Origin of the sequence: Zoogloea sp., assembly GCF_041914405.1 — a bacterium.
GTDB lineage: Bacteria > Pseudomonadota > Gammaproteobacteria > Burkholderiales > Rhodocyclaceae > Zoogloea.
The window spans coordinates 177,177-202,720 of sequence record NZ_JAYSDK010000004.1 but is presented as its reverse complement, the minus strand read 5'-3'; the positions used below and the strand labels follow the sequence as shown (position 1 = coordinate 202,720).

Sequence of the window (25,544 nt, the reverse complement as noted above, 5' to 3'; positions counted from 1 at the left end):
TATTCGCACTCCGGCACGCTTTTGTCATCCTCGTAACGACGCTTCTTTCCTATGCCGCTGGATAGATACAGCGCGGATTGAGCGTCAACGTGGTTTCCCCGGCCGAGAACCATAGCTGCCCGTCCTGGATCGTACAGCTCAACTCCATGCTGCGCGCCGCCAGCCCGGCAAGCGCCTTCGATTCTTCCTGGGCCAGCGCCAGCACATTCAGGTTCGTTAGCTTGGACAGCGTAGCTGCATCCTTCTGCCACCAGATATCCACCGTACGGCCGCCGTAAGCAAGCACAGTGACCTGATCGGCCCGTCCGGCCGCTCGACGCAACAGGCGTTCGTCCGGCAGACCGACCTCGATCCAGTCGAGAATACGTCCCGTATCGTCCTTACGCCACAGGGCTGGCTCGTCATCGGTGGAAATCCCACGCCCGAATTCGAGCCGCTCGTCCGCATTCAGCGCAAAAGCCAGCACGCGCACCATCATCCGCTCATCGGTTTCGGACGGATGACGGGCGAGGGTCAGCACATGTTCGCCGAAATGCCCACGATCCAGGTCGGAAACATTCAAAGTGGCGCGAAAAATGGTGGATTTGAGGGCCATGGCGCTTGTTCTGAAAAAAACGAAAGGCCACCTAACGGTGGCCTTTCGCCGGACCGTACCAGCCGCGACTTACTTGACGCGGTTGCGGTATTCGTCGGTACGGGTGTCGATTTCGATCTTGTCGCCGATTTCCACGAAAGCGGGCACGGACAGCTCGAAACCGCTGGGAGCGATACGGGCGGGCTTCAGAACCTTGCCGGAGGTGTCGCCCTTGACGGCGGGCTCGGTGTATTCCACTTCGCGCACGACGCTGGTCGGCAGTTCCACGGAGATGGCCTTGCCGTTGAAGAACACGACTTCACAGGGCATGCCGTCGATCAGGTACTTCAGCGCGTCGGTCATGTTTTCGGCTTCGACTTCGTACTGTTCGTACTCGGCGTCCATGAAAACGTACATCGGATCGGCGAAGTAGGAGTAAGTGACTTCCTTGCGATCGAGAACGACGACTTCGAACTTGTCGTCCGCCTTGTAAACCGACTCGGACGGCGCACCGGTGAGCAGGTTCTTGAGCTTCATCTTGACGACGGCAGCGTTACGGCCGGACTTGTTGTACTCGGCCTTCTGCACCACGAGGGCGTCGCTGCCCACCATGATCACGTTGCCGGAGCGGAGTTCCATTGCGGTTTTCATGCTATTTCCTGCTTGCAAATTGCGCGGCACGTGCCACGGATAAACGGTAACTTATTATTCTAACTTAAGTTTACAGAATTGCACCAGCCGCGCGGCGAGATCCCCCCCGCCCAGCAACTGCTCAGCCCAGGCCCCAGCATGGGCTTTAAGGGCCGGCAAAGCGGCGCAAAACGCCGGCCAAGTCGCGGCAATACCGTCACCGCGGTTCCAGGCCAACCAGAAATCCGACACAGCCGCGGCAATCGCCGGATCGAGCCCTTCCTGGTAGCAGGCGAGAAAGGCCCGCAGTTTTTCGAGATGCACATCCTCGTCCTGCACATAGATCTGCCACACGAACGGGACTTCCGCCCACTGGGCGCGCACGAAGGAATCCTCCCCGCGCACGAAATTCAGATCACACGCCCATAGTATTTCGTCATATTTTTGCTGTTCGACGAAAGGCAGGATGCGCACCACGAGTTGTTTGCGTAGCAACTGATCGCCTGCGCGCAAGCCGCTCACGCCAAATTCAGCAGCCAATCCAGGCAGGATCCGCCCCTCTGGCACCAAACAGGTGACGGGCACATCGCCGTCTGTCCAGGCCTTTAGGAGTTCTCCCAAACCTTTGTTTTCATAGGAAAACAAAGAAATTCGCAACTCGTTTGACAGACGCTGGGGAAGAGCAAGCGCGGCCCAAAAAGCATCCTCCGCAAAAGCCGCTCGACGCACCAGATAATCCGCTTCGCGAATAACCCCGCCGGAATCCACGCCCAGGCCTGGAAAGAAGAAGAACTGCGTCAAGGGAAATCGCGGATGCGGCGACGGCAAACCGTGGCAATCAGCAACCCAGGCCTCAGCACTGAGGTACTCGAGGTTTATCCACACCGGCTTGGGATCACGACCAGCCATCGCCTGGAGAAAAGCATCCGGAAGATTGCCCGCAAAGGCAGAAATGACGACCTCTCCTGGTTCGACCGACGGTAGCGGGACGCTCCAATGGCGGATTTCCACGCCTTCGATCCGCTGACAACCCGCCTCCGGATCCAGTCCGGGAATCAGACGGCGGGCGACCTTAAGATCATCCACCCACAAACGCACGGCAATCCGGTACTCCGCCGCCAGTTGCCGGGACAGGCGCCAGCACACGCCGATATCGCCAAAGTTATCTACGACCGGGCAGAACACATCCCAGACCACCAGAGCAGTCACGACAGGAGCGGAAAAAGACGAACGTTTAGACAAAGCTGGGGACAAACCAGGGTCGGATAAGCGAACAGATTGTGCACAAACCAGGTATCGACGACGAGGCAAAATTTCCTCAACAATCCTCCCACACCCTACACAAGCTCTTTCCGACACCCTTATCAACGATCCAACATATTGATAAAAAAAGATTTATTTCTGTTATCCACAGAAATGCGGTCAGCGTAAACGTAAACAGTACTTATATATATAAAAAAACAGTCAACAAACCCTACTAACCTGGGCCCATCTCAAACCGGCCAAACAGACGACGAAGGAACCCTCATGCTTTCGATTACCGACTTGCTGGATTTCATCGAAGTGGACCGGGAAACCGTGCAGATCGTGGGAGACGCCACTGGACTACCGGATGATCAAGCTCATGGACTAGCGAGAGAGTTGCTTAAGACACAACAAGGGCTCTACCTGGTGCACCAGATGTTCAAGGACCAGCTGTCAAAGGCCGAGCAGCGGTTCGATTTCCTTCGGAGGTGTCAGCTTCAACGGGCGTACAGCTACTTTTCCCGCAAATACCCGCTGACTGAGAGTCTCTGATAGACAAGTGCTTGTGTACAAACAGACGGTAAACAGTCGCAGAAAATGTGGACAAGCCTTGAATCGGCGGGAATCAAAATTTTCCTCCCCATTTTGTCCCCGCCTACTTCCTGCTTCTCTCCAAAGCCTTGTACTTTCTTCAAGCAAATGAATTTAAAAGGTTTTAGTAGGTTATCCACAGAAACTGGCGGTGCACTGTTAACAGAGTTATATATATAAATAGAAAACATAAGAACAAAACAGCAGCTGAACCTGCGAATGCCAAATCCACTGGATGCGTATCCAGACAACAGGTTCTCGTCGATAATCGGCGCCAACTCCATCCAGAAATCGTCCTCGTGTCCGGGCACAAACGCTCAGTTCTTCCCGTCCATCCCTACCTTTTGCTGACACTCACCGTCCTGTTTTGGTCTGGCAACATGGTTGTCGGGCGAGGATTGCGGGAGCTGGTACCGCCGTTTTCGCTGGCTGTCGGGCGTTGGATACTTGCTTTCTTGCTTACCTTGCCGTTTGCCTGGCCACACAGGTGGACCTTGAAAGGGCTGGATTGCCGGCAATGGCTAGTGCTGCTGGTGCTTGGCGCACTGGGTGTTGGCGCATACAACACGCTGGCTTACATCGCGCTTGCGCATACCAGCGCCACAAACGCAGCATTGCTGAATTCCTTCATCCCGATTGCGATCATTGCGATCTCCTGGTTTTTCGGTCATCAAGCGAAAAAATCAGAACTTGTCGGTGTGGGGATTTCCTTTTGTGGGGTGCTGACCATCATCAGTCACGGCGATCCGGCAATCCTGGCTGGATTCAGGCTCAATGTTGGGGATGTCTGGATGTTGGCAGCGGTGCTGTCTTGGGCCTTGTACACGCTTGGATTGCGCTGGCGTCCGCCCGGCGTGCATCCAATGGCCCTTCTGGCGGCATTGACGGCGATCGGACTGTTGATCCTGCTGCCTTTCGCGTTGCACGAACTGGCGTCCGGCGCTGTTCTGCATCCCACAGCGACGGCGATCGCTGGTATTGCCTACACCGGGATCTTTCCGGCTTTTCTCGGTTATGTTTTCTACAACCGGGCGGTGGCCGAGGTGGGGGCGGCCAAAGGCGGCCTGTTCATCCATCTGATGCCGGTTTTCAGCACGATTCTGGCAGCCATTTTTCTGGGCGAAGTGCCGCAGTTGTACCATCTGCTCGGAATCGTGATGATTCTCGCCGGCATCTGGCTGACGACCGGTTTCAATCGACGCTAAACTGTGCGTCGAACTTAGGAGTTTTTTCTTGCATTTCGAACATCTCATCGAGATCAACAATCCCCTTAACCCGCTCATCGAGACGCTTAGCCGTGAGCAGGTATGGAGCGGCCTGATGTACCGGGTCGAGGAGCCAGGCATCTTCCTGCCAGGGCTGGATCGTTGCGAGATCCTGTCGCGCAGCGAGGGGCGAGTGGAGCGGGTTCTTCATTTCGGGCAGGCCAGCATCCGTGACACGGTTACCTATCGTGATTTAGAGTGGGTCTGCTTTGAATCACGGGCAACTGCCCAACATGCCGGTGGTTCCCTCACGATTCGGCTGGAAGCGCCTGATTCGAATAGACTTTTTCTCCGCTTTACGTACGAAACGACGCTGTCTGAGAATGCGGCTGACGGGGAAGTAGTGCAGGTATCCGAATTCGTCAAATCCGCATACCGGGAATCGGATGTGGATACGGTACGCATCATCCGCACGATTGCTGCCAACGGGCGGCCTCAGTAACAGGTCGGCCGGCGGTATTTCAGACTGTCTTCAGGAGAAACCATGAAGGTCGCAAGTCCCGAAATCCGTTCCTTCCAGCCACCAGTCCGGACCTTGATGGGGCCCGGTCCGTCCGATGTGCCGCCACGGGTGCTTTCTGCGTTGGCCCGGCCTACCATCGGCCATCTTGATCCGGCTTTCGTCGGCATGATGGACGAGCTGAAAAGCCTGTTGCGTTACGCTTTTCAGACTGAAAACGAGCTGACTTTCCCTTTGTCGGCGCCGGGTTCCGTGGGGATGGAGAGTTGCTTTGTCAATCTGGTCAGCCCGGGCGACAAGGTTATCGTCTGCATTAACGGTGTTTTTGGCCAACGAATGGCTGAAAATGTGCGCAGGATCGGCGGAGTTCCGGTGATTGTCGAGGACCCTTGGGGGGAGGCGGTCGACCCTGCCAAAGTCGAGGATGCCTTTCGCGCCAATCCCGACGCCAGTGTGATGGCCTTTGTCCATGCGGAAACCTCTACCGGGGCATTGTCCGATGCGGCCACCCTGGCGGCCATTGCCCGTCGATTCGATGCCCTGACGATCATGGACTGTGTCACGTCCCTCGCAGGAGTACCGGTGCTACTCGACGAGTGGGGAATTGATGCGGCCTATTCAGGCAGCCAGAAATGCCTGTCGTGTACTCCGGGCCTCTCTCCTGTCAGTTTTTCAGCAGCTGCAGTGGAACGGATTCGCAACCGGAAGACTGCGTGTCAGAGCTGGTTCCAGGATTTGAACCTGGTTCTGGGCTACTGGAGCGGCGCGAAACGGACTTATCACCACACAGCACCGGTCAATCCGCTCTTCGGTCTGCACGAATCTCTGGTGCTCCTGGCGGAAGAAGGGCTGGAGAAGGTCTGGCAACGCCATCGGGACAACCATTTGCGCCTGAGGGCCGGGCTGGAGGCGCTGGGATTGCGCTTTGTCGTGCGGGAAGACGCACGTCTGCCCCAACTCAACACGGTCTGGGTTCCGGAGGGTGTTGATGAAGCGGCGGCCCGCAATCGTCTGCTCACCGAGTTTGGGCTGGAAATAGGTGCAGGCTTGGGCGTTTTAGCCGGCAAGGTGTGGCGTATCGGCCTGATGGGACATTCAAGCCGGCCCGCCAATATCGCCCTGTGCCTATCGGCACTGGAGGTGGTGCTCCGTCGTTGATGAGGTTTCAGTGGCCCAGGTATGGGTAGCTGAAACCAATAAAATGCGTTGAGTTGACGACAAAGTGCACGAAAATTGCTGCTTCTATGCGTCTGAAGCGCGCGTATGCGCAAGCGTAAGCTAGCCCGGCTACGGCTGCCAGTCCCGCATATAGCATTCCGCCTGCCAGGTGGGCAGCGCCAAACAGCGCAGTCGATATCGCCACGGGGAGCATTTTTCCCCGTTCGCGATATCGCTGATGCAATTTCTCCTGGATAAGTCCGCGAAAGAAGCACTCTTCCGCGATGCAGGTGAATAGCAGATTGATGGCCAGGAAATGCGGGGCAAATGCTGGCCATTTCGGATCAGGGCGAACGAATCCAGCCAACCACGCGAGTCCGATCGTTGAGAATGCGCTGAAGACAGAAAATGTCAGCAGAAGGCGTCCATTTTGACGAATTTCAGCCATTGAATTGACGCGTTGACTGAAGAAGACCAGCAACAGCAGGCCGGCGGCGGCCTTGTCGAAGTTGGCCCGAAGAGTAAACGGCGCTGTTTCGGCGCCCAGTACTGCATTGTCAACAATGCTTAATGGATGAAATCCTGGCCAGGCATGCAGTGCAAGGATCAATGCAAGCGTGCCGGCTACCCAAGGACCGGCTTTCGGAAAATGGCGCATGGAAGCCATACAGGCCACCAAAAGAAGTGCCATGCCTGGCAATGCCGCTGCCGTGACGAGTCCGCTGGCAAGGGCGCTACCCAGTGCGAGGGCAAACAATATGGCCCATGGGGCAATGCGCGTGCTGGCTGGCCACCAGGTGGCCAGGATGGCGGCACCCAGTAAAAGGACGCTGATTTCCCGCAAATTCTTTTCTACGTCAGTATTTTACTGACGTGTCGCGGCGTCGATCTGCTTGCGACGTTCTTCCGCCTGCTGGTTGACGGCATCCAGCTGCTGCTGGATCTGCGCCTTTGTTGCCTGGGCCTGTTCGGCTTCCCGGGCCTTGAGTTGGGCGGCGGTGACGGCAGCTGTACCGCTATCGGAAACGCCGCAGGCACTCAGCAGAAATGACATCGACAACAGGAGTGGGCGCAGGATGGAAGCGGAAGACATGTCTGGCTCCTAATGAGCCCGATAAAGGGCGGTGACCAACATTACCGCCATTTGTCGTGTTCGTCATGCCTTCCGCTGTCAAATTCCTACTTTTTGCTGCTATCTCCACCACCAACGCTCAAATCCCCTTTCAGCTTGGCGATGCTCTTGTCGCCGAAACCTTTCACGTTCTTCAGCTCGTCGAGGCTCTTGAACGGACCGTTCTTGGTCCGGTAGTCGATGATCGCCTGGGCTTTGGAGGGGCCGATGCCTTTCACACCGTCGAGATCACTCTGCGTCGCGGTGTTGATGTTGACAGCGGCCAGAGCGATCTGGATTCCGGCGAGGGACAGGCCGAGGAAGGACAGGATGTGCTTCATGTGGGTCTCCTTGTTAATGACATTGTTATTTTGTCGGCAAATACCAATGGCATCAATAGAGGCAGCAACATTTGGAGATCGTTTTCCACCAACCTGATGGGCACCTCGTGCGTTAAGAGAGGACATCCTCCCCTTATCTGGAGCAACGATAATGAAAAAGGCCCTTGTTTTAACAGCTGTTTTGTCTGCCCTACTGGGTGGCTGCGTTGTCGTGCCGGCGGGACCGGGCTATGGTCATTACCACCGCTACGACGGGCCGGTGGTGGTGCCCGGACCAGCGCGGGTCGAGCCCTATCGCGGTTATGGCCCCGGTTATCAGAGGGGATATGATCGGGGTTATGACCGGGGCTACCGTGGTTGGTAAGTCGTCGGAGACGGCGTAAAACCGTGCAAACTTCTGGCTGTCGGCGGGATATGCCCTTATGCTTGGACCGTATGCGGTTTCAGGCAGAGAGCGGGGGCGGTTTTCTCCAATCTTTCTGCGCACTCTATCTTGCCCATGTCCCGACACTCCGCGGCTGCAGCCGATATTTCCGAGCACAAACTGAGCCTTGCCGAAGTGCTAGACATGCTGGTGGGTGATCAGCTTGTCGATCCGGCGGATGCCGATGCACTGCGGCTCGCCCAGGCCAAGAAGACTGTCGAGTCGCACCCCCTGGTCGTCGTCGCGGCTCAGAAGTGGGCTGCCCGCCAGGTTCCTCACCAAGTTCTGACCCTCGAGGTGCTGAGCGAATGGCTGGCCAGCCGGGTTGGGCTTGACTACGTGCGTATCGACCCGCTGAAGATCGATTTTTCGGCGGTGACCGCAGTGATGTCTTCGGCCTATGCGACCCGTTTCGGTGTGCTGCCGCTGGAGGTGGGCTTGCGCGAGGTGGTGGTGGCGACGACGCAGCCTTTCCTGCGGGAATGGGAGAAGGAAGTCGCCGGCATCCTGAAGAAAGAAATCCGCCGGGTCGTCGCCAATCCTGCTGACGTCGCCCGTTATCTGGTTGAGTTCTACAACCTGGCCCGCTCCGTCAAGAAGGCGGCCCAGAGCAGCGGTCAGGGCAACAGTTCGTCCTTCGAGCAGCTGGTGGAGCTGGGGCAGGTCAATCGACAGTACGACGCCAACGACCGCCACATCGTGAACATCGTGGACTGGCTATGGCAGTACGCTTTCGAGCAGCGGGCCAGCGATATTCACATCGAGCCGCGACGCGAGATGGGGCTGGTCCGTTTCCGCATCGATGGGGTGCTGCACCAGGTTTACCAGATGCCGATGAGCGTGCTTGCGGCGGTGACCAGCCGCATCAAGATCCTCGGCCGCATGGATGTGGTGGAGAAGCGCCGGCCCCAGGACGGCCGTGTGAAAACGCGGGTGACCAGCGGCAAGGAGGTCGAGCTGCGCCTGTCCACACTGCCTACCGCCTTCGGCGAAAAGCTGGTGATGCGGATCTTCGATCCCGAGGTGCTGGTGCGCAACATGGCCGAACTGGGTTTTTCGGACGTAGATCAGTCCCGCTGGCAATCCATTTCGAGCCAGCCCCACGGCATCATTCTGGTCACCGGCCCGACCGGTTCCGGCAAGACCACGACGCTCTACTCGACCCTCAAGCAGCTCGCCACACCGGAGGTGAATGTCTGCACGATCGAGGATCCGATCGAGATGGTCGAACCCAGTTTCAACCAGATGCAGGTCCACCAGGCTATCGAGCTGGGCTTTGCGGAAGGCGTCCGGGCGCTGATGCGGCAGGATCCGGACATCATCATGGTCGGCGAGATCCGTGACCTGGAAACTTCCGAGATGGCCATCCAGGCCGCGCTGACCGGCCACTTGGTGCTGTCCACGCTGCATACCAACGACGCGCCGTCGGCGATTACCCGGATGCTCGACCTCGGTGTGCCGGCCTACCTGCTCAACGCGACCTTGCTCGGCATCATGGCCCAGCGCCTGGTACGCGTGCTGTGCCCCCACTGCAAGGAATCCCATCCGCTGACGCCCGAGGATGAGGCGATCTGGGATCACCTCGTCACGCCTTGGAAGGCGCAGCGTCCGGCCCGTATCCACCGGGCTGTGGGCTGCATCGAATGCCGCATGACCGGCTACATGGGGCGCATCGGCCTCTATGAGATCCTGCTGATGTCGCCGGAGGTGCGCAAGGCGGTTGGCAAGGAGGTGGATCTGGCGCGCGTCCGCGACCTGGCCATCCGTGAGGGCATGCGGCCGCTGCGTCTGTCCGGTGCCCTCAAGGTGGCTGCCGGCATCACCACGCTGGAGGAGGTCGTCAAGGTTGCGCCACCGGCGGAGTCCGACCAGGGGCGCTGATCGGGCGCCGGCCTCGTCAGCAATCCCGTGGGGGCGAATGAATTCACCCCCACGGAGCTCCATCTCTGTCTCAAAGCCCAGATTTGCGCGTACCCTGCGCGCACGTTCGCTCACTTCAGGAATTTCCCCATGGCCACTTCTCCCGATAACGTCAGCATGGCTCTGTTCTGCGACTTCGAGAACGTCGCCCTCGGCGTGCGCGATGCGAAGTACGAGAAATTCGACATCAAGCTGGTCCTTGAGCGCCTGCTGCTGAAGGGCAGCATCGTCGTCAAGAAGGCCTATTGCGACTGGGAACGCTACAAGGGCTTCAAGGCCGGCATGCACGAGGCCAATTTCGAGCTGATCGAGATTCCGCATGTGCGCCAGTCGGGCAAGAATTCCGCCGATATCCGGCTGGTGGTGGATGCCCTCGATCTCTGCTACACCAAGAGCCACGTCAATACTTTCGTCATCATCAGCGGCGATTCCGACTTCTCGCCGCTGGTTTCCAAGCTGCGTGAAAACGCCAAGCAGGTGATCGGCGTCGGCGTAAAACAGTCCACATCGGACCTGCTGATCGCCAACTGCGACGAGTTCATCTTCTACGACGACTTGGTGCGGGAAACCCGCCAGGCGGTGGCCAAGCGCGAACCGAAGGAGGCCCAGCCCCAGGTGCGTCGCAGCCCCGAGGAAGAAAAACGCCGCCGGGAAGAACTCGAGGCCCGGCGCAGCCGGGCGGTTGACATGGCGGTCGAGACCTTCGATGCGCTGCTGGCAGAGCGGGGCGATACCGGCAAGATCTGGGCCTCGGTGCTGAAGGATGCGATCAAGCGCCGCAAGCCGGATTTCAGCGAGACCCGTTTCGGCTTCAGGGCCTTCGGCAACCTGCTGGATGAAGCTCAGTCCCGCGGATTGCTGGAAATCGGGCGGGATGAGAAATCGGGTACCTATGTCTATCGCCGGGTGGGCGCGCCGGTATCCGCTGTCCATGAAACGGCCGTTGTGCTGAGTGTCGAAGCGCCGGTCGCCACGGAGGTTACGGCAGAGAAGCCGCGCAGGGTGCCGAAAGGCCGGCGCAGCAAACCGGCCGCCGAGGCAACGCCTGCCGTGTCGTCGGAGCAGGTGCAGCCGGCGGTGATTCCGGCGGATGAGGCCCCGACGGGGTCGGCCAAGCGTGGAAAGGGGCGTCGAGGGGCCAGGAGCGAGACTGAAGCCGGTGCTGTCGAACCCACGGCGCCTGCTGCGAGTCAGGATACGGTTGCCGTTACGGCTCCGGTCGTCGAAGCGGTTGTGCCGTCCGAGTCTTCTGCTCGCCCCGCGCGGGCTAAACGCAAGACCGCTCGGCCTGTGAAACCCGCTACCAGCGAGGTGGATTCTGCAATTGTCCCGCCGCTTGCCGACGAGGGGCGCAAAGCGGCGCCGCGGGCCCGGCGCCCGCGCAAGAAGGCGGAGTCCGCCGAATAGGATCCTGAGATCCGCGTCATGGCCGGCGGGCGTGAACTTCGCGACCGCCGGTGGGTCTGCCATTCTTCAGTTTCCCGCCGTCCGTTGTTGCGGCTCCACGCATGTCTGCATCGTCTGCTTCCACGTCGCGCTGGCTGCCCGCGCTGGCGCTCATCGTCCTGTCGTCCATCTGGGGCTATACCTGGGTCCTGCTCAAGCAGGGGCTAGTTTTTGCGTCGCCTTTCGCGCTGGCGGCACAACGCACCGTCGGCGGTGCACTGGCCCTGATGCTAGCGGTACGTTTGAGTGGGCGCTCGCTGCGCCTGGTGGCACCGCTGGCGACCAGCGCCATCGGGCTGGTGCAGGTGGCTGGTTTCGTCGTGTTCCAGACCTGGGCGCTGGTGGAGGGCGGGCCGGGCAAAACCGCGGTGCTGATCTTCACGATGCCGATCTGGACCCTGCTGATGGCCTGGCCGATCCTCGGCGAGCGGGTGCGCGGCAAGCAATGGCTGGCTGCGGCGTGCACGCTGGCTGGTCTGTTGCTGATCATCGAGCCCTGGAACATGCACGCCAGCTTGTTCAGCAAGCTGTTGGGCCTCAGCGCGGCGCTGTGCTGGGCCATCGGCACCATCCTCGTCAAACGCCTGCGTAGCCGCCAGCTGGTGGATCTACTGGTGCTGACTACCTGGCAGATGATCGTCGGCGCATTGCCGCTGGTGCTGTTGGCCGCTGTGGTGCCGGGGCCGGCGACGGACTGGTCGGTGCACTACGTGGCGATCCTGGCTTTCCTGTCGGTGGCCAGTGTGGCCCTGTGCTGGTGGCTGTGGATCTGGATCCTCGACCGGGTGCCGGCCTGGGAGGCCAGCCTGTCGGTGCTGGGGACGCCGGTGGTGGCGATCCTGTCGTCGCGCCTCACCCTCGGTGAGGAATTCCGGACAACCGAGATCGCCGGCATCCTGCTGATCGGCGGCGGACTGACGTTGCTGTCCCTGTTCGGCTGGCTGGCCAGCCGCCGGGCCGCAGTCAGAAGCTGAGGGTCCGCCAGGCCGGGTCCAGGCTGCGGCCGATGAAGGTGGCGGCGCCCGCCTGGCCCGTGACGGCGGGGATCAGCGTGCTGGCGTCGACGCCGTGGCTGGCGAGGGCGGTCGGGCAGGCATAGATCTTCACGCCGAAAGTGAGCGCTTCGCGGCGGAAATCGGCGACGGACTTGCCGCTGCCGGCTGCGGCTTCCAGCTTTTCGGCGACGCCGACCTGCAGCAACTCCACCGAACGGGCGGTGAAATACATCTCCACCTCCACGTCCATCGCGGCAGCAGCGGCGGCGAAATAGAAAGGTGTTGCACACAGCTCCGGCCGCCCCGGATCGGCTGCCCACACCAAGATCGCCATTTTTTCCGCCGGGCGGACGGTCTCAGAAGTCACGGTCGTCCTCGTGGAACAGCGGGGCGGAAAAATCCGACAGGTCGCGGAAGGCGTAGCGGTCCATGATCTTCTCGATCTCCGGTCGGGCGTCATCCCACGTCAGCAGCAGGCCGGGTGGCAGTGGGGCGAGGGCTTGCAATTCCACCAGCCAGGCCTCGCAGGGCTGTCGGTTCATCAACCGAGCGGAGGGGTCGAGGGCCGGGTTGGCGTCCAGCAGGCGGGCGTCGAAGGGCGTCTTGACCGGGAACACCGTCTTGCCGGCTTCCAGCAGGCCGAAGCCGCGCCCCGCGTCGAGTTCGGCGCCCAGCGGCTTGGGTGTGAACAGCAGGATCTCGCCGGACAGCGCGATGCCGAATTGCGTCACGCCGACCCGGAAACGCCCGGGGCCGGTGGGCTGGAACCACAGGTGGCTTTCCACGTGGTACAGCAGCTCGTCAGGAAAATTGCAGCCGCGCAGCTGAGGCATGGTGGTAGCTCGGCGTTAAAAAAGTGGCGGAAGGGAATGGGAGTCGAACCCACCAGGAACCGGTTGACGGCCCCTCCTGGTTTTGAAGACCAGTCGCCCCACCGGGGGACGTGTCCCTTCCATCGTCAGTACTTGTCTGCGTGATGCTTGATTCCCGTGGGGGCGAATTCATTCGCCCGTGTGCGGTGATCGAAGTCCGAGGGGGAATGAATTCGCCCCCACAGGATATGTGGCCTGATTTTTGTATTTTACCGCATTTTTTCGTTAATTTACCGGAAGATCGCCACGTATTCGGTGATGTTCTTCGTTTCCGTGACCGATCTTGCGGGTGAAGCCGACGCGGTCGAAATATTCGAGGATCTGGATCGCCCGCTTGCGTCCGACGCCGCTGCGGTCGCGGAAGTCGGCGGCACGTATGGCGCCTTGCGCTTCGCTCAGTTCGTTGGCGATGCGGCCCAGGTTGCGGATCGCTGCCGGGGCGTAGAACAGATCACGCACCACCTGGCAGGCTTCGCCGCGGGCAGCGAGGCGCTTCAGCAGTTCGCGGGTCTGGTTTTCCGGTTCGCCGAGCCGCGCGGCGATGTCGCGCACCCAAGGCGGGTCGAAGGGTTTGTCGAGCAGCCATGGCAGCAGCCTGTCAGCCCGCTGGCGGTCGCGGGCGTCCAGCTCGACCCGGTGGCCGGGCAGGTGCCAGGCGCTGCCGCTACGTGCCAGGCGGCCGGCGGCGAGCCAGCTTTCCAGCCAGTCAGCGAAGGCTGCAGCGGGCACCTGGGGGGCGAGCATCCGCCGCAGGCGGTCGCGCTCGATGCCCAGTTCGTCGCTGCTTTGCGCGTGGTAGTCGGCCAGGCGGGATGTGGTACGTGCTGCCAGGATGTTCAGCGATGCGCTGCCGATCAGCCAGTCGGCCTTGTCGGTGTAATGGGCGCTGGCGTTGGGCAACAGGGCCAGCAACTGCTCGGGGCGGCGGTTTTCGGCGGTGCTGAGCTGGTGCAGGTCGACGCCTAGCGGGGCATGGTCGAGCACCGCGCACAGGCGTTGGGTCGGATCGGTGATGGCCTGCGCCGCCAGTGCCGCCAGCCGCGCAGGGGCGCGACGCTGGCGCGGCGGGCCGAAGGGATCGAGGATGCGTCCGCCACCGAGGGTGTGCTGGCCATGGCCATCGCGCAGTACCAGCAAGTCGTCCCGGCAGGCGTGTAGCGGCGTGTCCGTGACGACTTGGGCGAGGCAGTGTTCGCCGGGTGGCAGGCCGCTCTTTTCGAGGGCGGCGTCGAGTAGCGCGACCCGCCCCAGCACGTGGCGGGTGCCGTGGTGGATCTGTACGACTGCGCCGTGGGCCAGTGGGCGCGGGGCGTCGGTAGACAGCTGGAGATCCAGGTCGAGGCGTTGGGCGGGCAGGGTATCGGCGCGGCCGACCAGCCAGTCGCCGCGCTTGATCTCGTCCACCGCCAGCCCGGCCAGGTTCAGCGCGCAGCGCTGTCCGGCATGGCCGCTGTCGGCCTTGCGGTTCTGCACATGCAGGCTGCGCACGCGGGCGCTCTTGCCGGACAGGGCGAGGTGCACGGTGTCGCCGATCTTTACCTGGCCGGCGTGCACCGTGCCGGCCACGATGGTGCCGGCACCGGCCAGCGTGAACACCCGGTCCACGGCCAGCCGGAATTCTCCGTCGGCGGCGCGTTGCGGCAGGCGCTGCGCGACGTCCAACAGGTGCTGGCGCAGTTCGGCGATGCCGTCGCCGTTGACCGCCGATACCGGAAAGACCGGCGCGTCGGCGAGGGCCGTTGGGGCGAGCAGGGCGCGGATTTCGGCGCTGACCTCGGCGATGCGTTCCGGGCTGGCCCGGTCGGCCTTGGTGAGCGCTACCGCCCCTTGCGTCAAACCGAGCAGCTGGAGGATCTGCAGGTGCTCGCGGGTCTGCGGCATCGAGCCGTCGTCAGAGGCGACCACCAGCAGGGCGAAATCCACGCCGCTGGCGCCGGCCAGCATGGTCGGCACGAATTTCTCATGGCCGGGTACATCCACAAAGCCGATCACCTGTTCCGGTCCGTCGGCGTCTGTGGCGACGGGCAGGTAGGCATAGCCCAGCTCGATGGTGATGCCGCGGCGCTTTTCCTCCGGCAGGCGGTCGGTGTCCACGCCGGTAAGGGCGCGGACCAGCGTCGTCTTGCCGTGGTCGATGTGGCCGGCGGTGCCGATCAGCATGGTTTGAACCCTTGGCAGAACTGGGCGAGGAAGACGGCCTCGTCCCGTTCCGGCAGGCAGCGCAGGTCCAGGTGCAGCGCGTTGTCGGCGATGCGCCCGATGACCGGCAGCGGCAGGCCGCGCAGCGCGGTTTCGAGGCGGTTGAGCACGCCGCTCTTGCGGCCTTGCGGGCGGAACACCAGGCCGGCCGACGGCAGGCGGTCCACCGGCAGGCTGCCGGAGCCGATCTGCGACAGCATGGGTTCGATGCTCACCGTCAGCGGCCAGCCGGCCAGGGCCTGGGCGATGGCGGGCTTCAGGCGCTCGGCCTGGGCCAGCATGGCGTCGCGGGGGCGGGTCAGCAGGCGCAGGGTGGTCAGCTTTTCGGCCAGCGTGTCCGGGTCGCGGTACAGGCGCAGCACGGCTTCCAGGCCGGCGAGGGTGATCTTGCCGACGCGCAGCGCGCGCTTGAGGGGGTTCTTTTTGATCTTGCCGATCAGGTCCTTGCGGCCGACCAGGATGCCGGCCTGGGGGCCGCCGAGGAGCTTGTCGCCGGAGAACGTCACCAGGTCGGCGCCGTTGGCCATGGCTTCCCGCGGCGTCGGTTCGTGGGGTAGGTTCCAGCGTTCCAGGTCTGTCAGCGTGCCACTGCCCAGGTCCTCGACGAAAGGCAGGCCGTGGGCGTGGGCGATGCGCGCCATGTCGGGCTGGGCCACGCTGGCGGTGAAGCCTTCGACCGCGTAGTTGCTGGTGTGGATCTTCATCAGCAGGCCGGTGCGCGGGCCGATGGCTTCCTCGAAATCCCGCGGGTGGGTGCGGTTGGTGCAGCCCACTTCGACCAGTCTGGCGCCGGCCCGCTTCATGATGTCCGGTACGCGGAAGGCGCCGCCGATCTCCACCAGCTCGCCGCGGGAGACGATGACCTCCTTGCGCTGGGCGAGGGTGTTGAGGAGGAGGAAGACCGCGGCGGCGTTGTTGTTCACCACGGTCGCGGCTTCGGCGCCGGTGAGTTCCTGCAGCAGTTCATTGACGACGTCGTCGCGGTCGCCGCGACCGCCACTGTCCACGTCGTATTCAAGAGCGCAGGGGGAGCGCGCGGCGTCCACCATTGCGGATATGGCTTCGTCGGGGAGTACGGCCCGCCCCAAGTTGGTGTGCAGGACGGTGCCTGTCAGGTTGAACACCTGTTTCAGTCGTGGACAAGCGCGCGCCGCCAGGCGCGCGCTCGCGTTTTCCAGCAGGCTGGCGCTATCCGGGGCGGCCTCGCCGGCGCCGATGCGGCGCCGGGCGTCGGCCAGCGTGTCACGCAGGGCCTGGGTGGTTTCGGTGCGCCCGTGCGCGGCGACGAGGCCGGGGGCGGCGGTGAGCAGCCGGTCTAGACTGGGCAGGGCGCGGTAGGCGGTGCTGTCGTCGGACGTGGTGCCATGGACCATGGACGCCATCGTGGGGAGTCTCCTAGGGGGTGAACAGGAACAGGTTGCGGCCGGCCCGGTGGAAACCGGTCTCGTCTACCAGCATGTCGAGGGCGAGGGTGGCCAGATCGTCGGCGAAGGCGTCCGCGAAGGGATCCTTCTCCATCGACACGATCTTCAGGCTGGAATGACACTCGGGGCAGGTCTCCGCCTTCACGGCGGGATGCGGATTGCCCTGCTCGTTTTCGAGGCCCTGATAGGCGATGTCGCGGGTGTTGTGGCAGGGCACGCATTTGATGCGCGTCACGTGCCATTCGCAGGCGCACAGGCTGCAGGCGGCGTAGCGCACGCCGTGGCCGGCGTCGCCGATACGCACGATGGAGGCCACCGGGTGGGAGCCGCAGGCGGGGCACAGGCTGTCCTCGAAGCCGGACGGGATGTCGCCGACCTGCAGGGCTTGCGCACGGGCGGTCCACTGCACTTGCAGTGCGGCGCCGATCAACGGTGCGAGGGCCAGTTCGAGCGGGTTGGAGAGGGTTTCTTCGCAGCGCAGGATGGCGCGGGCGAGGGCGTCGAGGCGCTCGGCGGGGATGTCCGCCAGTCCGGCGATGGCATTCTGCAGGCCGGCCGGCGCGTGCGCGGCGACGTCGGCAGCGAGGGCCTTCAAGCTGTCCTGCCAGTCGGCGGGCAGTTCGGCGCCCTGGGCATCGAGGGGTGGCATGCCGTGCTGGCGGCAGCGTTCCAGGTGGGCGGAATCTGGGCGGGGGGCGGTGAGCTTGTCGAGCCGGCTCTGCTGGGCGTCGGCGAGGCGGGCGGCGAAGCGCAAGAAATCACCCATCGCGTGGCCGTCGGCCAGCGTGCGCAGGCGGGCGGCACGCTCGGCGAACAGGTGCGGGGCGGGCAGGCGGTTGGTGCTGCCCTCGCTACCGGCCTGTGTGGCGATTTCCTCGGGGGAAAGCAGTTTCTGCATGGCGGTCCAAAAAAGTACGGGGCCGGGCTTGGGATCAGGCCCCGTCGAACAGGGAAATATCCGTGTGTGGATTGATCCGGGATACATGTGGGGGCGAATTCATTCGCCCGCCGTCGCAACCAGCGGCTCGCCGGCGAACGGATCCGCCCCCTTTCCTATTTGCCAGTCACCTGGCGGTACCAGGCACGGTGGTGCTGCTTGGCCCAGGCGCGGGTCACGGTGCCGTACAGCATGGCCCGGATGGTGCCGCGCACCCAGATTGCCGCATACACGTGCACGATGATCGCGATGATCATCAGCGCCGCGAAGGCGGCGTGCAGCAACGCGCCGATGCGGATCACGCCGATCGGGAAGTAGGCCGAGAAGTACGCCCGCCAGATGACGATGCCCGATGCGAAGAGCACCAGCATGGCGGCACCGAGGAACCAGAACAGCAGCTTCTGGCCCCCGTTGTACTTGCCCATTTCCGGCATGTTGTGATCGTCGCCGTCCACCATCTCCTTGGCCCGTTTGACCCATTCCCAGTCGGTCTGGGTCATCTGGTTGAGATGCTTGAAGCGGAAGAACATCACCACGAAGAACAGCATCATCACGACGCCCACGAAGGGGTGCAGGATGCGCGTCCACACGCCGCCGCCGAACAGGCCGGTGAGCGGGAACAGGGCCGGATGGAAGAGGGCCAGGCCGGACAGCGCGAGCAGGATGAAGCAGATGCCCACGACCCAGTGGTTGGCCCTTTCGGACGCGTTGTAGCGTTGCAGGTCGGACGGATCGCGGATCATTTTTCGGCCTCCAGTTCCTTCTCGACTTCAGCTTCGACTTCCTTCGACACTTCGTTCGGACCCTTCATCACGTAGTGGAACAGGCCGCCCAGTGCCGCAGCGGCAATGCCGGCCATGGCCAGGGGCTTGGTGAAGCCCTTCCACAGGGAGACGGTGGGTGCGATCGTCGGGTCGTTCGGCAAGCCGCTGTACAGGCTGGGCTTGTCGGCGTGGTTGAGCACGTACATGACGTGCGTGCCACCCACGCCGGCCGGGTCGTACAGGCCGGCGTTCTTGAAGCCCCGTTCCTGCAGCTCGGCGACGCGCTCCTCGGCCAGCTCCTTCATGTCCTCCTTGGAGCCGAAGCTGATGCTGCCGGTCGGACAGACCTTCACGCAGGCCGGCTCGAGCCCGACCGCGACGCGGTCGGAGCACAGCGTGCATTTGTAGGCCTTGCTGTCCTTCTTGGAGATGCGCGGCACGTTGAACGGGCAGCCGGTCACGCAGTAGCCGCAGCCGATGCAGTTTTCCTGGTGGAAATCCACGATCCCGTTGGCGTACTTGATGATGGCGCCCGGCGACGGGCAGGCCTTCAGGCAGCCCGGATCCTCGCAGTGCATGCAGCCGTCCTTGCGGATCAGCCACTCGAGGCCGCGTTCTTCCGATTCGACCTCGGCGTAGCGCATGACCGTCCAGGATTGGTCGGTCATGTCCGTCGGGTTGTCGTAGGTGCCGCCGCAGCTGCCGACTTCGTCGCGCAGGTCGTTCCACTGCATGCACGCCACCTGGCAGGCCTTGCAGCCGATGCACTGGGAGACGTCGATGAGCTTGGCGACCTGCGGGGTCTTGCGCGCCTGCGGCGGCTCGGTGGTCGTGGCCGAGCGCTTGGCGATATCGAGCGATTGCAATGCCATGGCGGTCTCCTCAGGCTTTCTCGACGTTGACCAGGAAGGACTTGAACTCCGGCGTCTGGGTGTTCCCGTCTCCCACGAAAGGCGTCAGGGTGTTGGTGATGAAGCCGTTCTTGGCCACCCCCTTGAAACCCCAGTGGAGCGGAATCCCGACGTGGTGGACAGTCTTCCCGTCGACCTTGAGGGGCTGGATGCGCTTGGTCACCACCGCCACCGCCTTGATGTAGCCGCGGTTGGAGCTGACCTTGACCTTGTCGCCGGCCTTGATGCCCTTCTCCGCAGCCAGTGCCTCGCCGATCTCGACGAATTGCTCCGGCTGGATGATGGCGTTGGACTCGACGTGCTTGGTCCAGTAGTGGAAGTGCTCGGTGAGGCGGTAGGTCGTCGCCGCGTAGGGAAACTCGCTCGCCTTGCCGAAGGCTTCCATGTCGCCCTTGAACACCCGCGCCGCCGGATTCGACGTCGCCCCGGCATTGTCCGGATGCATGGGATTGACCCCGATCGGCGTCTCGAACGGCTCGTAATGCTCGGGGAAAGGCCCTTCGGTCATCATGCCGCGGGCGAAGAAGCGCGCCACGCCCTCGGGATTCATGATGAAGGGCCCCATGCCGTCCTCGGGGGCGGAGTCAACCTTGTAGTCGGGCACGTCCGAACCCGCCCAGCGGCCTTGCGCGGCATCCCACCACACCTGCTTGCGCTTCGCATCCCAGGGCTTGCCGGCGGGATCGGCGGAGGCGCGGTTGTAGAGGATGCGGCGGTTGGCCGGCCAGGCGAAGGCCCAGCCCAGCGTCTGGCCGTTGTGGTACGGGTCGGCGTTGTCGCGGCGGGCCATCATGTTGCCCTTCTCCGTCCACGCGCCGGAGAAGATCCAGCAGCCGCAGGCGGTGGAGCCGTCGTCCTTGAGCTGGGCGAAGCCATCGAGCAGCTCGCCGGCCTTCTTCACCACCTTGGTCGGATCCTTCGGGTCGAGCTGGTCCGCCAGCGCCTTGCCGTTGTACTCCTTGGCGAGCTCGTCGGATGCCGGCTCGTGCGGGACCCGGTACGGCCAGGTCAGGTTCAGGATGGGGTCGGGGAAGGCGCCGCCGTCCTTGCGGTACATGTCGCGCAGGCGCAGGAAGATGCCGGCCATGATCTCCGGATCGGACTTCGCCTCGCCCGGCGGCTCGGCGCCCTTCCAGTGCCACTGCAGCCAGCGCCCGGAGTTGACGATGGAGCCATCCTCCTCGGCGAAGCAGGTGGAGGGCAGGCGGAACACGGCAGTCTGGATGCCCGCCGGATCCACGTCGTTGAACTCGCCGTAGTTCTGCCAGAACTCGGACGTCTCGGTGGCGAGCGGATCGATGATGACCAGGAACTTGAGCTTGGACAGCGCCGCGCCGACCTTCGCCTTGTTGGGGAAGGAGTTCAGCGGGTTGAAGCCCTGCGCGACGTAGCCGTTCATCTTGCCCTGGTGCATCAGCTCGAAGACCTGCAGCACGTCGTAGGTCTTGTCCAGCTTGGGCAGGTAGTCGAAGGCCCAGTTGTTCTCCTTGGTGGCGGCCGCGCCGTACCAGGCCTTCATCAGGCTGACGTGGAACTTGCCGTAGTTCTGCCAGTAGGACATCTGCCCCGGGCGCATCGGCTTGGGCGCGCGCTTGGCGATGTACTGCTCGTAGTCAGTTTCCTTCTCGCCGGGCAGGGTCATGTAGCCGGGCAGCAGGTTGGACAGCAGGCCCAGGTCGGTAAGGCCCTGGATGTTGGAGTGGCCGCGTAGCGCATTCACGCCGCCGCCGGAGCGGCCGATGTTGCCGAGCAGCAGTTGCATCATCGCCGCGGTGCGGATGATCTGCGAGCCGACGCTGTGCTGGGTCCAGCCGAGGGCGTAGAGGATGGTCATCACCCGGTCCGGCGTGTGGCTGGAGGCGAGCAGCTCAGCCACCTGCAGGAACTTGGCCTTCGGCGTGCCGCAGATGTTCTCCACCACGTCGGGCGTGTAGCGGCTGAAATGGGCCTTCATCAGGTTCCACACGCAGTGCGGGTCCTGCAGGCTCGGGTCGGTTTTGACGTAGCCGTCCGCGCCCATCTGGTATTCCCAGCTGGCCTTGTCGTACTTGCGCTTTTCGGCGTCGTAGCCGGAGAAGAAGCCTTCCGCGAAGGCGAATTCCTCCTTCACGAGGAAACTCATGTCGGTGTAGGACTTGATGTAGTCCATGTGCACCTTGTCGTTGGTGATCAGGTAGTTGATCACCCCGCCGAGGAAGGCGATGTCGGTGCCGGTACGGATCGGCGCGTAAAGGTCGGCCAGCGCAGCGGACCGCGTGAAGCGCGGGTCCACGACGACCAGGCGGGCCTTGTTCTTGGCCTTCGCTTCGGTCACCCATTTGAAGCCGCAGGGGTGGGCCTCGGCGGCGTTTCCGCCCATGATCAGAATCACGTCCGCATTCTTGATGTCGGTCCAGTGATTGGTCATGGCTCCGCGGCCATACGTCGGGGCAAGACTTGCCACCGTCGGGCCGTGTCAGACACGCGCTTGGTTATCGAATGCGAGCATCCCCAGGCTGCGCACCACCTTGTGGGTGATGTAGCCGGATTCGTTGCTGGAGGCGGAGGCGGCGAGGAAGCCGGTGGTAAGCCAGCGGTTCACCGTCACGCCGTCGGCGTTCTTGGCGATGAAGTTGGCGTCGCGGTCTTCCTTGATCAGCTTGGCGATGCGCCCGTAGGCCTCGTCCCAGCTGATGCGTTTCCATTCCTTGCTGCCCGGTTCGCGCACTTCCGGGTACTTGAGGCGGTTCTTGCTGTGTACGAAGTCGAGCAGGCCGGCGCCCTTCGGGCACAGGGTGCCGCGGTTGACCGGATGGTCCGGGTCACCCTCGATGTGGATGATCTCCGCGTGGGCGTTCTTGGCCCGGTCGCCCAGGCTGTACATGATGATGCCGCACCCGACCGAGCAATACGGACAGGTGTTGCGCGTTTCGGTGGTGCGCGCGAGCTTGAAAGTGCGGACTTCGGCGAGGGCCGCGGTGGGCGAGAAGCCCATTGCGACCAGACTCGAGCCGGTCAAGCCCCCCGCCGCCACCTTGAAGAACTGGCGCCGTGAGAGTTGCATAATGACTCTTCCTCCTCCGGTTGTTGTGAAAACAGAGCGTCTGTACACACTGCAATCCCTGCGCCAGGGTTGGGCCCGATAGGAATCAAGGACTTGAAAGTCTTCTTCGCGCTTTCTCGGGACATTCTGTCCACCCGGTGGACAAAATGTCCATCTGCGCCGCAACAAGCCCCCATGACGTCCGGGAATCCACGCCTGTTGTGGGTTTCCGCCCCTTCACTGATCTCTTCTCCGTCGTTATAGTCCGCCCCGCGGTCTGTGTACCGCTTTGGGTTTTTCCGCGGAATCGCGTGCAGCCATTCCGCCCATCAAGCCGGGGCCGTCCTCCCCCCGTCCCGGCGGCTGGTGTCCGCTGGACGCCGTATTGAGGAGCCATTCATGCCTTCCGTGCCGTTTTCCCGGCGCGCGCTGCTGCGCGCCTGTGCTGTTTCCGCCCTGTCCGCCGTCGCCGGTCTGCCGGCCCTGTCCCACGCCGAAGAGGTGTTGCGCGTGTCGGCGATTCCCGACGAGGCGCCCACCGAGCTGCAGCGCAAGTTCGCACCCCTCGGCGCCTATCTGGAGCACGAGATCGGGATGAAGGTCAGCTTCGTGCCGGTGACCGACTACGCCGCCGTCGTCGAAGGCCTGGCCACGCGCAAGATCGACCTGGCCTGGCTGGGTGGCTTCACCTTCGTGCAGGCCAAGATCCGTACCAATGGCACCGCCGTGCCACTGGTGCAGCGAGTCGAGGATTCGAAGTTCACGTCGAAATTCATCACCGCCAACGACAACATCAAGGGCTTCGCCGACCTGAAGGGCAAGACCTTCGCCTTCGGCGCGCCGTCGTCCACCTCCGGCCACCTGATGCCGCGCTACTTCCTGAGCCAGGAAGGTCTCAACCCGGACAAGGATTTCAAGAACGTGGCCTTCTCCGGCGCCCATGACGCCACCGTGGCCTTCGTGCAGGCCGGCAAGGTGGACGCCGGCGTGTTGAACGCCTCGGTGTGGGACAAGCTGGTCGAGCAGAAGAAGGTGGATACCGCCAAGGTGCGCGTCTTCGCCACCACGCCGACCTACTTCGACTACAACTGGACGGTGCGTGGCGACCTGGATCCGAAAATCCAGGCCAAGCTGGCCCAGGCCTTCCTGAAGCTCGATCCGGCCAACCCGGCCCACAAGGAAATCATGGCCCTGCAGCGCGCCAGCAAGTTCATCCCCACCAAGGCGGAGAACTACAAGGGCATCGAAGCGGCCGCTCACGCGGCCGGTCTGCTGAAGTAAGGCCGCAAGCCGGTTGGGCTGTTTGCAGGGCTGAGTCTGTGGGGGCGAATGAATTCGTCCCTACAGGGTTCTGCCTTTCCGCCTGGCCGGTGGCAATAAGGATCACCATGGGTTTTTCCCTCGAAGGCGTCGGGCTGACCCACGCCAACGGTTTCCGAGCACTGCGCGACATCGATCTGCGCATTGCGCCGGGCGAACGGGTGGCGCTGATCGGCGCGTCCGGCGCCGGCAAGACCACGCTGCTCAGGGTGCTGGCGGCGTCCCTGCGTCCCGGCGAGGGGCGGGTGACATTGCTCGACGGGGAGCCGTGGGCCTGTGCGCCGGCCGCGCTGCGTCGCCTGCGCGCGCGCATTGGCCTGGTGCACCAGTCGCCGCCGATCCCGCCGCGCCAGCGGGTGGTCACCGCGGTGCTGGCCGGCCGCCTCGGCCAGTGGCCGCTGTGGAAATCCCTTGCCTCGCTGGTGCTGCCGGTCGATCCGGACGGCGCCCGCGCCGCGCTGGCCCGCCTGGATCTCGCCGAGCGCCTCTACGACCGTTGCGACCGCCTGTCCGGCGGGCAGCTGCAGCGGGTCGCGCTGGCCCGCGTGCTGTACCAACAGCCGGACCTGCTGCTGGCCGACGAGCCGGTGTCGGCGATGGATCCGGCCCTGTCCGAACTCACCATCGCCCTGCTCAACGAGGAGGCGACCCGCCGCGGCGTCACGTTGGTGGCCAGCCTGCATGCGGTGGACCTGGCGCTGCGCCATTTCCCGCGGGTGGTTGGCGTGAAGGAGGGCACGATCCTGTTCGATCTGCCAGCGGCGCAGGTCAGCGATGCTTTGCTTCGCGAGCTGTATGCCGCCGAGGGTGGGCTGCCGCTGGTCGGTGGCTTGAGGGCACCTGAGCCGGCCGAATCCGCCGGCGAATTGCCGCCGCTGCGCTGCGCATGAGGGCCAGGGTTCTCGTGGGGTCGAACTCATTCGACCAAGGTGCGTTTACGGAAGTCCGAGGTCGAATGAATTCGACCCCACGGGGGGGAGGATGCGGGCGATGAGCACGACCGTACGCGATCCGGCGGCGCTGCCGCGGCTGGGCTGGACCCTGGTGGCGCTGGTACTGTTGTGGCCGCTGCTGCGCCTTACCGATTTCCACCCGACCGCCCTGTTCGAGGCCGGCAACCTGACGGCGATGGGCCATTTTCTGGCTGGCTTCCTGCCGCCCGAAACCTCGCCGGATTTTTTGTCCCTGCTCGGCAAGGCTACCGTCGAGACGCTGGCGATGGCCACCGCCGGCATCGCGCTGTCCATCCTGCTGGCGGTGCCGCTCGGCCTGGTGCTGACCCGCAGCCTGTCCATCGCCCGCCTTGGGCCGGGCCGCCGCGGCTGGATCGGCCAGGCCTTGCGGGCCGTGGCACGGGCGCTGCTGGCGGTGCTGCGCGGCGTGCCGGAGCTGGTGTGGGCGCTGCTGTTCGTGCGCGTCTTCGGCCTTGGCGCGGCGGCCGGCGTGCTGGCGCTGGGCATTACCTACGGGGGTATGCTCGGCAAGGTGTATGGCGAGATCCTTGAATCGGCCGATGCCCGCCCGGCCCGCGCGCTGCTGGAAGCCGGCAGCGGCCGCCTGGCGGCCCTGTGTTATGGCCTGCTGCCGAATGCGGCGAGTGAGTTGGTGTCTTACACCGTCTATCGTTGGGAGTGCGCGGTGCGCGCGTCGGTAGTGATGGGCTTCGTCGGTGCGGGCGGGCTCGGCCAGCTGATGGACCAATCGATGAAGATGCTCAACGGCGGCGAGGCGGCCAGCATCCTGGTGACCTTTCTGGTGCTGGTGATGGCCGCTGATGGGCTGTCCGAACTGCTGCGGCGGAGGCTGGCATGAGCGGCGAGCAGACCCGCTGGATGGAAGTTGCCGTGGGGGGGGGTTAATAAGAACCACCCCCGGGGTAACGAAATACAGGTGGGGGTTTTTTAGAACCCCCCGGGGGGTGGGGGTGGGGGGGGG

Annotated in this window: 24 protein-coding genes and 1 tRNA gene; 10 read left to right on the top strand and 15 right to left on the bottom strand. The window is 63.3% G+C overall.

Annotated elements, in window-relative coordinates; translation table 11 throughout:
• Positions 1-49 precede the first annotated feature (49 nt).
• From ACE3RX_RS04220 to earP, 3 genes are all read right to left on the bottom strand, one after another.
• Positions 50-595: a YaeQ family protein gene (locus tag ACE3RX_RS04220; RefSeq protein WP_374480641.1), complete on the bottom strand. Its 546-nt coding sequence runs from the start codon at positions 593-595 to the stop codon at positions 50-52.
• A gap of 69 nt (positions 596-664) precedes the next feature.
• Positions 665-1,225, bottom strand: a complete 561-nt coding sequence (gene efp / locus ACE3RX_RS04215; protein WP_374480639.1) for an elongation factor P — start codon at positions 1,223-1,225, stop codon at positions 665-667.
• 54 nt (positions 1,226-1,279) lie between these two features.
• Positions 1,280-2,413, bottom strand: coding sequence for an elongation factor P maturation arginine rhamnosyltransferase EarP (gene earP / locus ACE3RX_RS04210; protein WP_374480637.1), 1,134 nt, complete (start codon positions 2,411-2,413; stop codon positions 1,280-1,282).
• A gap of 318 nt (positions 2,414-2,731) precedes the next feature.
• Between earP and ACE3RX_RS04205 the strand changes: the two genes are divergently transcribed.
• The 4 genes from ACE3RX_RS04205 (at position 2,732) to ACE3RX_RS04190 (ending at position 5,923) form a co-directional block, all read left to right on the top strand.
• On the top strand, positions 2,732-3,001 hold the full coding sequence (locus tag ACE3RX_RS04205) for a hypothetical protein (RefSeq protein WP_374480635.1): 270 nt from the start codon (positions 2,732-2,734) through the stop codon (positions 2,999-3,001).
• A gap of 338 nt (positions 3,002-3,339) precedes the next feature.
• On the top strand, positions 3,340-4,245 hold the full coding sequence (locus ACE3RX_RS04200) for a DMT family transporter (protein WP_374480633.1): 906 nt from the start codon (positions 3,340-3,342) through the stop codon (positions 4,243-4,245).
• A gap of 28 nt (positions 4,246-4,273) precedes the next feature.
• Complete coding sequence (locus tag ACE3RX_RS04195; RefSeq protein WP_374480631.1) at positions 4,274-4,747, top strand: SRPBCC family protein; 474 nt, start codon at positions 4,274-4,276, stop codon at positions 4,745-4,747.
• 42 nt (positions 4,748-4,789) lie between these two features.
• Positions 4,790-5,923 (top strand): alanine--glyoxylate aminotransferase family protein, encoded by a 1,134-nt coding sequence (locus tag ACE3RX_RS04190; protein WP_374480629.1) that lies wholly within the window; start codon positions 4,790-4,792, stop codon positions 5,921-5,923.
• A gap of 7 nt (positions 5,924-5,930) precedes the next feature.
• Here ACE3RX_RS04190 and ACE3RX_RS04185 read toward each other — a convergent pair whose 3' ends face one another.
• The 3 genes from ACE3RX_RS04185 to ACE3RX_RS04175 form a co-directional block, all read right to left on the bottom strand.
• Positions 5,931-6,767 (bottom strand): lysostaphin resistance A-like protein, encoded by an 837-nt coding sequence (locus ACE3RX_RS04185; RefSeq protein ID WP_374480627.1) that lies wholly within the window; start codon positions 6,765-6,767, stop codon positions 5,931-5,933.
• A gap of 21 nt (positions 6,768-6,788) precedes the next feature.
• On the bottom strand, positions 6,789-7,016 hold the full coding sequence (locus tag ACE3RX_RS04180) for a hypothetical protein (protein WP_374480625.1): 228 nt from the start codon (positions 7,014-7,016) through the stop codon (positions 6,789-6,791).
• Between the two features lie 86 nt (positions 7,017-7,102).
• Positions 7,103-7,375, bottom strand: coding sequence for a ComEA family DNA-binding protein (locus ACE3RX_RS04175; protein WP_374480623.1), 273 nt, complete (start codon positions 7,373-7,375; stop codon positions 7,103-7,105).
• A 499-nt stretch (positions 7,376-7,874) separates the two neighbouring features.
• On the opposite strand from ACE3RX_RS04175, the gene ACE3RX_RS04170 reads away from it, so the two are divergent.
• The 3 genes from ACE3RX_RS04170 to ACE3RX_RS04160 all read left to right on the top strand — a co-directional run bounded on the left by ACE3RX_RS04170 (position 7,875) and on the right by ACE3RX_RS04160 (position 12,139).
• Positions 7,875-9,680, top strand: a complete 1,806-nt coding sequence (locus ACE3RX_RS04170; protein ID WP_374480621.1) for a GspE/PulE family protein — start codon at positions 7,875-7,877, stop codon at positions 9,678-9,680.
• Between the two features lie 129 nt (positions 9,681-9,809).
• Positions 9,810-11,126, top strand: a complete 1,317-nt coding sequence (locus ACE3RX_RS04165) for an NYN domain-containing protein (protein ID WP_374480619.1) — start codon at positions 9,810-9,812, stop codon at positions 11,124-11,126.
• 101 nt (positions 11,127-11,227) lie between these two features.
• Entirely contained in the window at positions 11,228-12,139 is a 912-nt protein-coding gene (locus tag ACE3RX_RS04160) for a DMT family transporter (protein WP_374480617.1), read from the top strand.
• Here the strand turns inward: ACE3RX_RS04160 and ACE3RX_RS04155 are convergent.
• From ACE3RX_RS04155 to fdnG, 9 genes are all read right to left on the bottom strand, one after another.
• Positions 12,129-12,527, bottom strand: coding sequence for a DsrE family protein (locus ACE3RX_RS04155; protein WP_374480615.1), 399 nt, complete (start codon positions 12,525-12,527; stop codon positions 12,129-12,131). The two genes, ACE3RX_RS04160 and ACE3RX_RS04155, sit on opposite strands and share 11 nt — an antisense overlap.
• Positions 12,517-12,993, bottom strand: coding sequence for a glycine cleavage system protein H (locus ACE3RX_RS04150; RefSeq protein WP_374480613.1), 477 nt, complete (start codon positions 12,991-12,993; stop codon positions 12,517-12,519). The genes ACE3RX_RS04155 and ACE3RX_RS04150 overlap by 11 nt, the downstream gene beginning before the upstream one ends.
• 24 nt (positions 12,994-13,017) lie before the next feature.
• A tRNA-Sec gene (locus ACE3RX_RS04145) sits at positions 13,018-13,114 on the bottom strand.
• Positions 13,115-13,257: 143 nt separating this feature from the next.
• Complete coding sequence (gene selB / locus ACE3RX_RS04140; protein ID WP_374480611.1) at positions 13,258-15,192, bottom strand: selenocysteine-specific translation elongation factor; 1,935 nt, start codon at positions 15,190-15,192, stop codon at positions 13,258-13,260.
• The gene (selA, locus tag ACE3RX_RS04135; RefSeq protein ID WP_374480609.1) at positions 15,186-16,613 is read right to left on the bottom strand and encodes an L-seryl-tRNA(Sec) selenium transferase; all 1,428 of its coding nucleotides are present in this window, start codon (positions 16,611-16,613) and stop codon (positions 15,186-15,188) included. The genes selB and selA overlap by 7 nt, the downstream gene beginning before the upstream one ends.
• 13 nt (positions 16,614-16,626) lie before the next feature.
• Positions 16,627-17,553, bottom strand: a complete 927-nt coding sequence (gene fdhE, locus ACE3RX_RS04130; RefSeq protein WP_374480607.1) for a formate dehydrogenase accessory protein FdhE — start codon at positions 17,551-17,553, stop codon at positions 16,627-16,629.
• 155 nt (positions 17,554-17,708) lie between these two features.
• Entirely contained in the window at positions 17,709-18,335 is a 627-nt protein-coding gene (locus ACE3RX_RS04125) for a formate dehydrogenase subunit gamma (RefSeq protein ID WP_374480605.1), read from the bottom strand.
• On the bottom strand, positions 18,332-19,228 hold the full coding sequence (gene fdxH, locus ACE3RX_RS04120; protein ID WP_374480603.1) for a formate dehydrogenase subunit beta: 897 nt from the start codon (positions 19,226-19,228) through the stop codon (positions 18,332-18,334). The genes ACE3RX_RS04125 and fdxH overlap by 4 nt, the downstream gene beginning before the upstream one ends.
• Positions 19,229-19,238: 10 nt before the next feature.
• Positions 19,239-22,310, bottom strand: coding sequence for a formate dehydrogenase-N subunit alpha (fdnG, locus tag ACE3RX_RS04115; RefSeq protein ID WP_374480601.1), 3,072 nt, complete (start codon positions 22,308-22,310; stop codon positions 19,239-19,241).
• Positions 22,311-22,688: 378 nt separating this feature from the next.
• Here fdnG and ACE3RX_RS04110 point away from each other — a divergent pair, with 378 nt between their 5' ends.
• The 3 genes from ACE3RX_RS04110 to ACE3RX_RS04100 all read left to right on the top strand — a co-directional run bounded on the left by ACE3RX_RS04110 (position 22,689) and on the right by ACE3RX_RS04100 (position 25,421).
• Positions 22,689-23,570 carry a putative selenate ABC transporter substrate-binding protein gene (locus ACE3RX_RS04110; protein WP_374480599.1) on the top strand — a complete coding sequence of 294 codons (882 nt, stop codon included), beginning with the start codon at positions 22,689-22,691 and terminating at the stop codon, positions 23,568-23,570.
• 107 nt (positions 23,571-23,677) lie between these two features.
• The gene (locus ACE3RX_RS04105) at positions 23,678-24,499 is read left to right on the top strand and encodes a phosphonate ABC transporter ATP-binding protein (RefSeq protein WP_374480597.1); all 822 of its coding nucleotides are present in this window, start codon (positions 23,678-23,680) and stop codon (positions 24,497-24,499) included.
• A gap of 100 nt (positions 24,500-24,599) precedes the next feature.
• A complete protein-coding gene (locus tag ACE3RX_RS04100) occupies positions 24,600-25,421 on the top strand; it encodes a PhnE/PtxC family ABC transporter permease (protein WP_374480595.1) in 822 nt (273 codons plus the stop codon).
• The last annotated feature ends 123 nt before the right edge of the window (positions 25,422-25,544 follow it).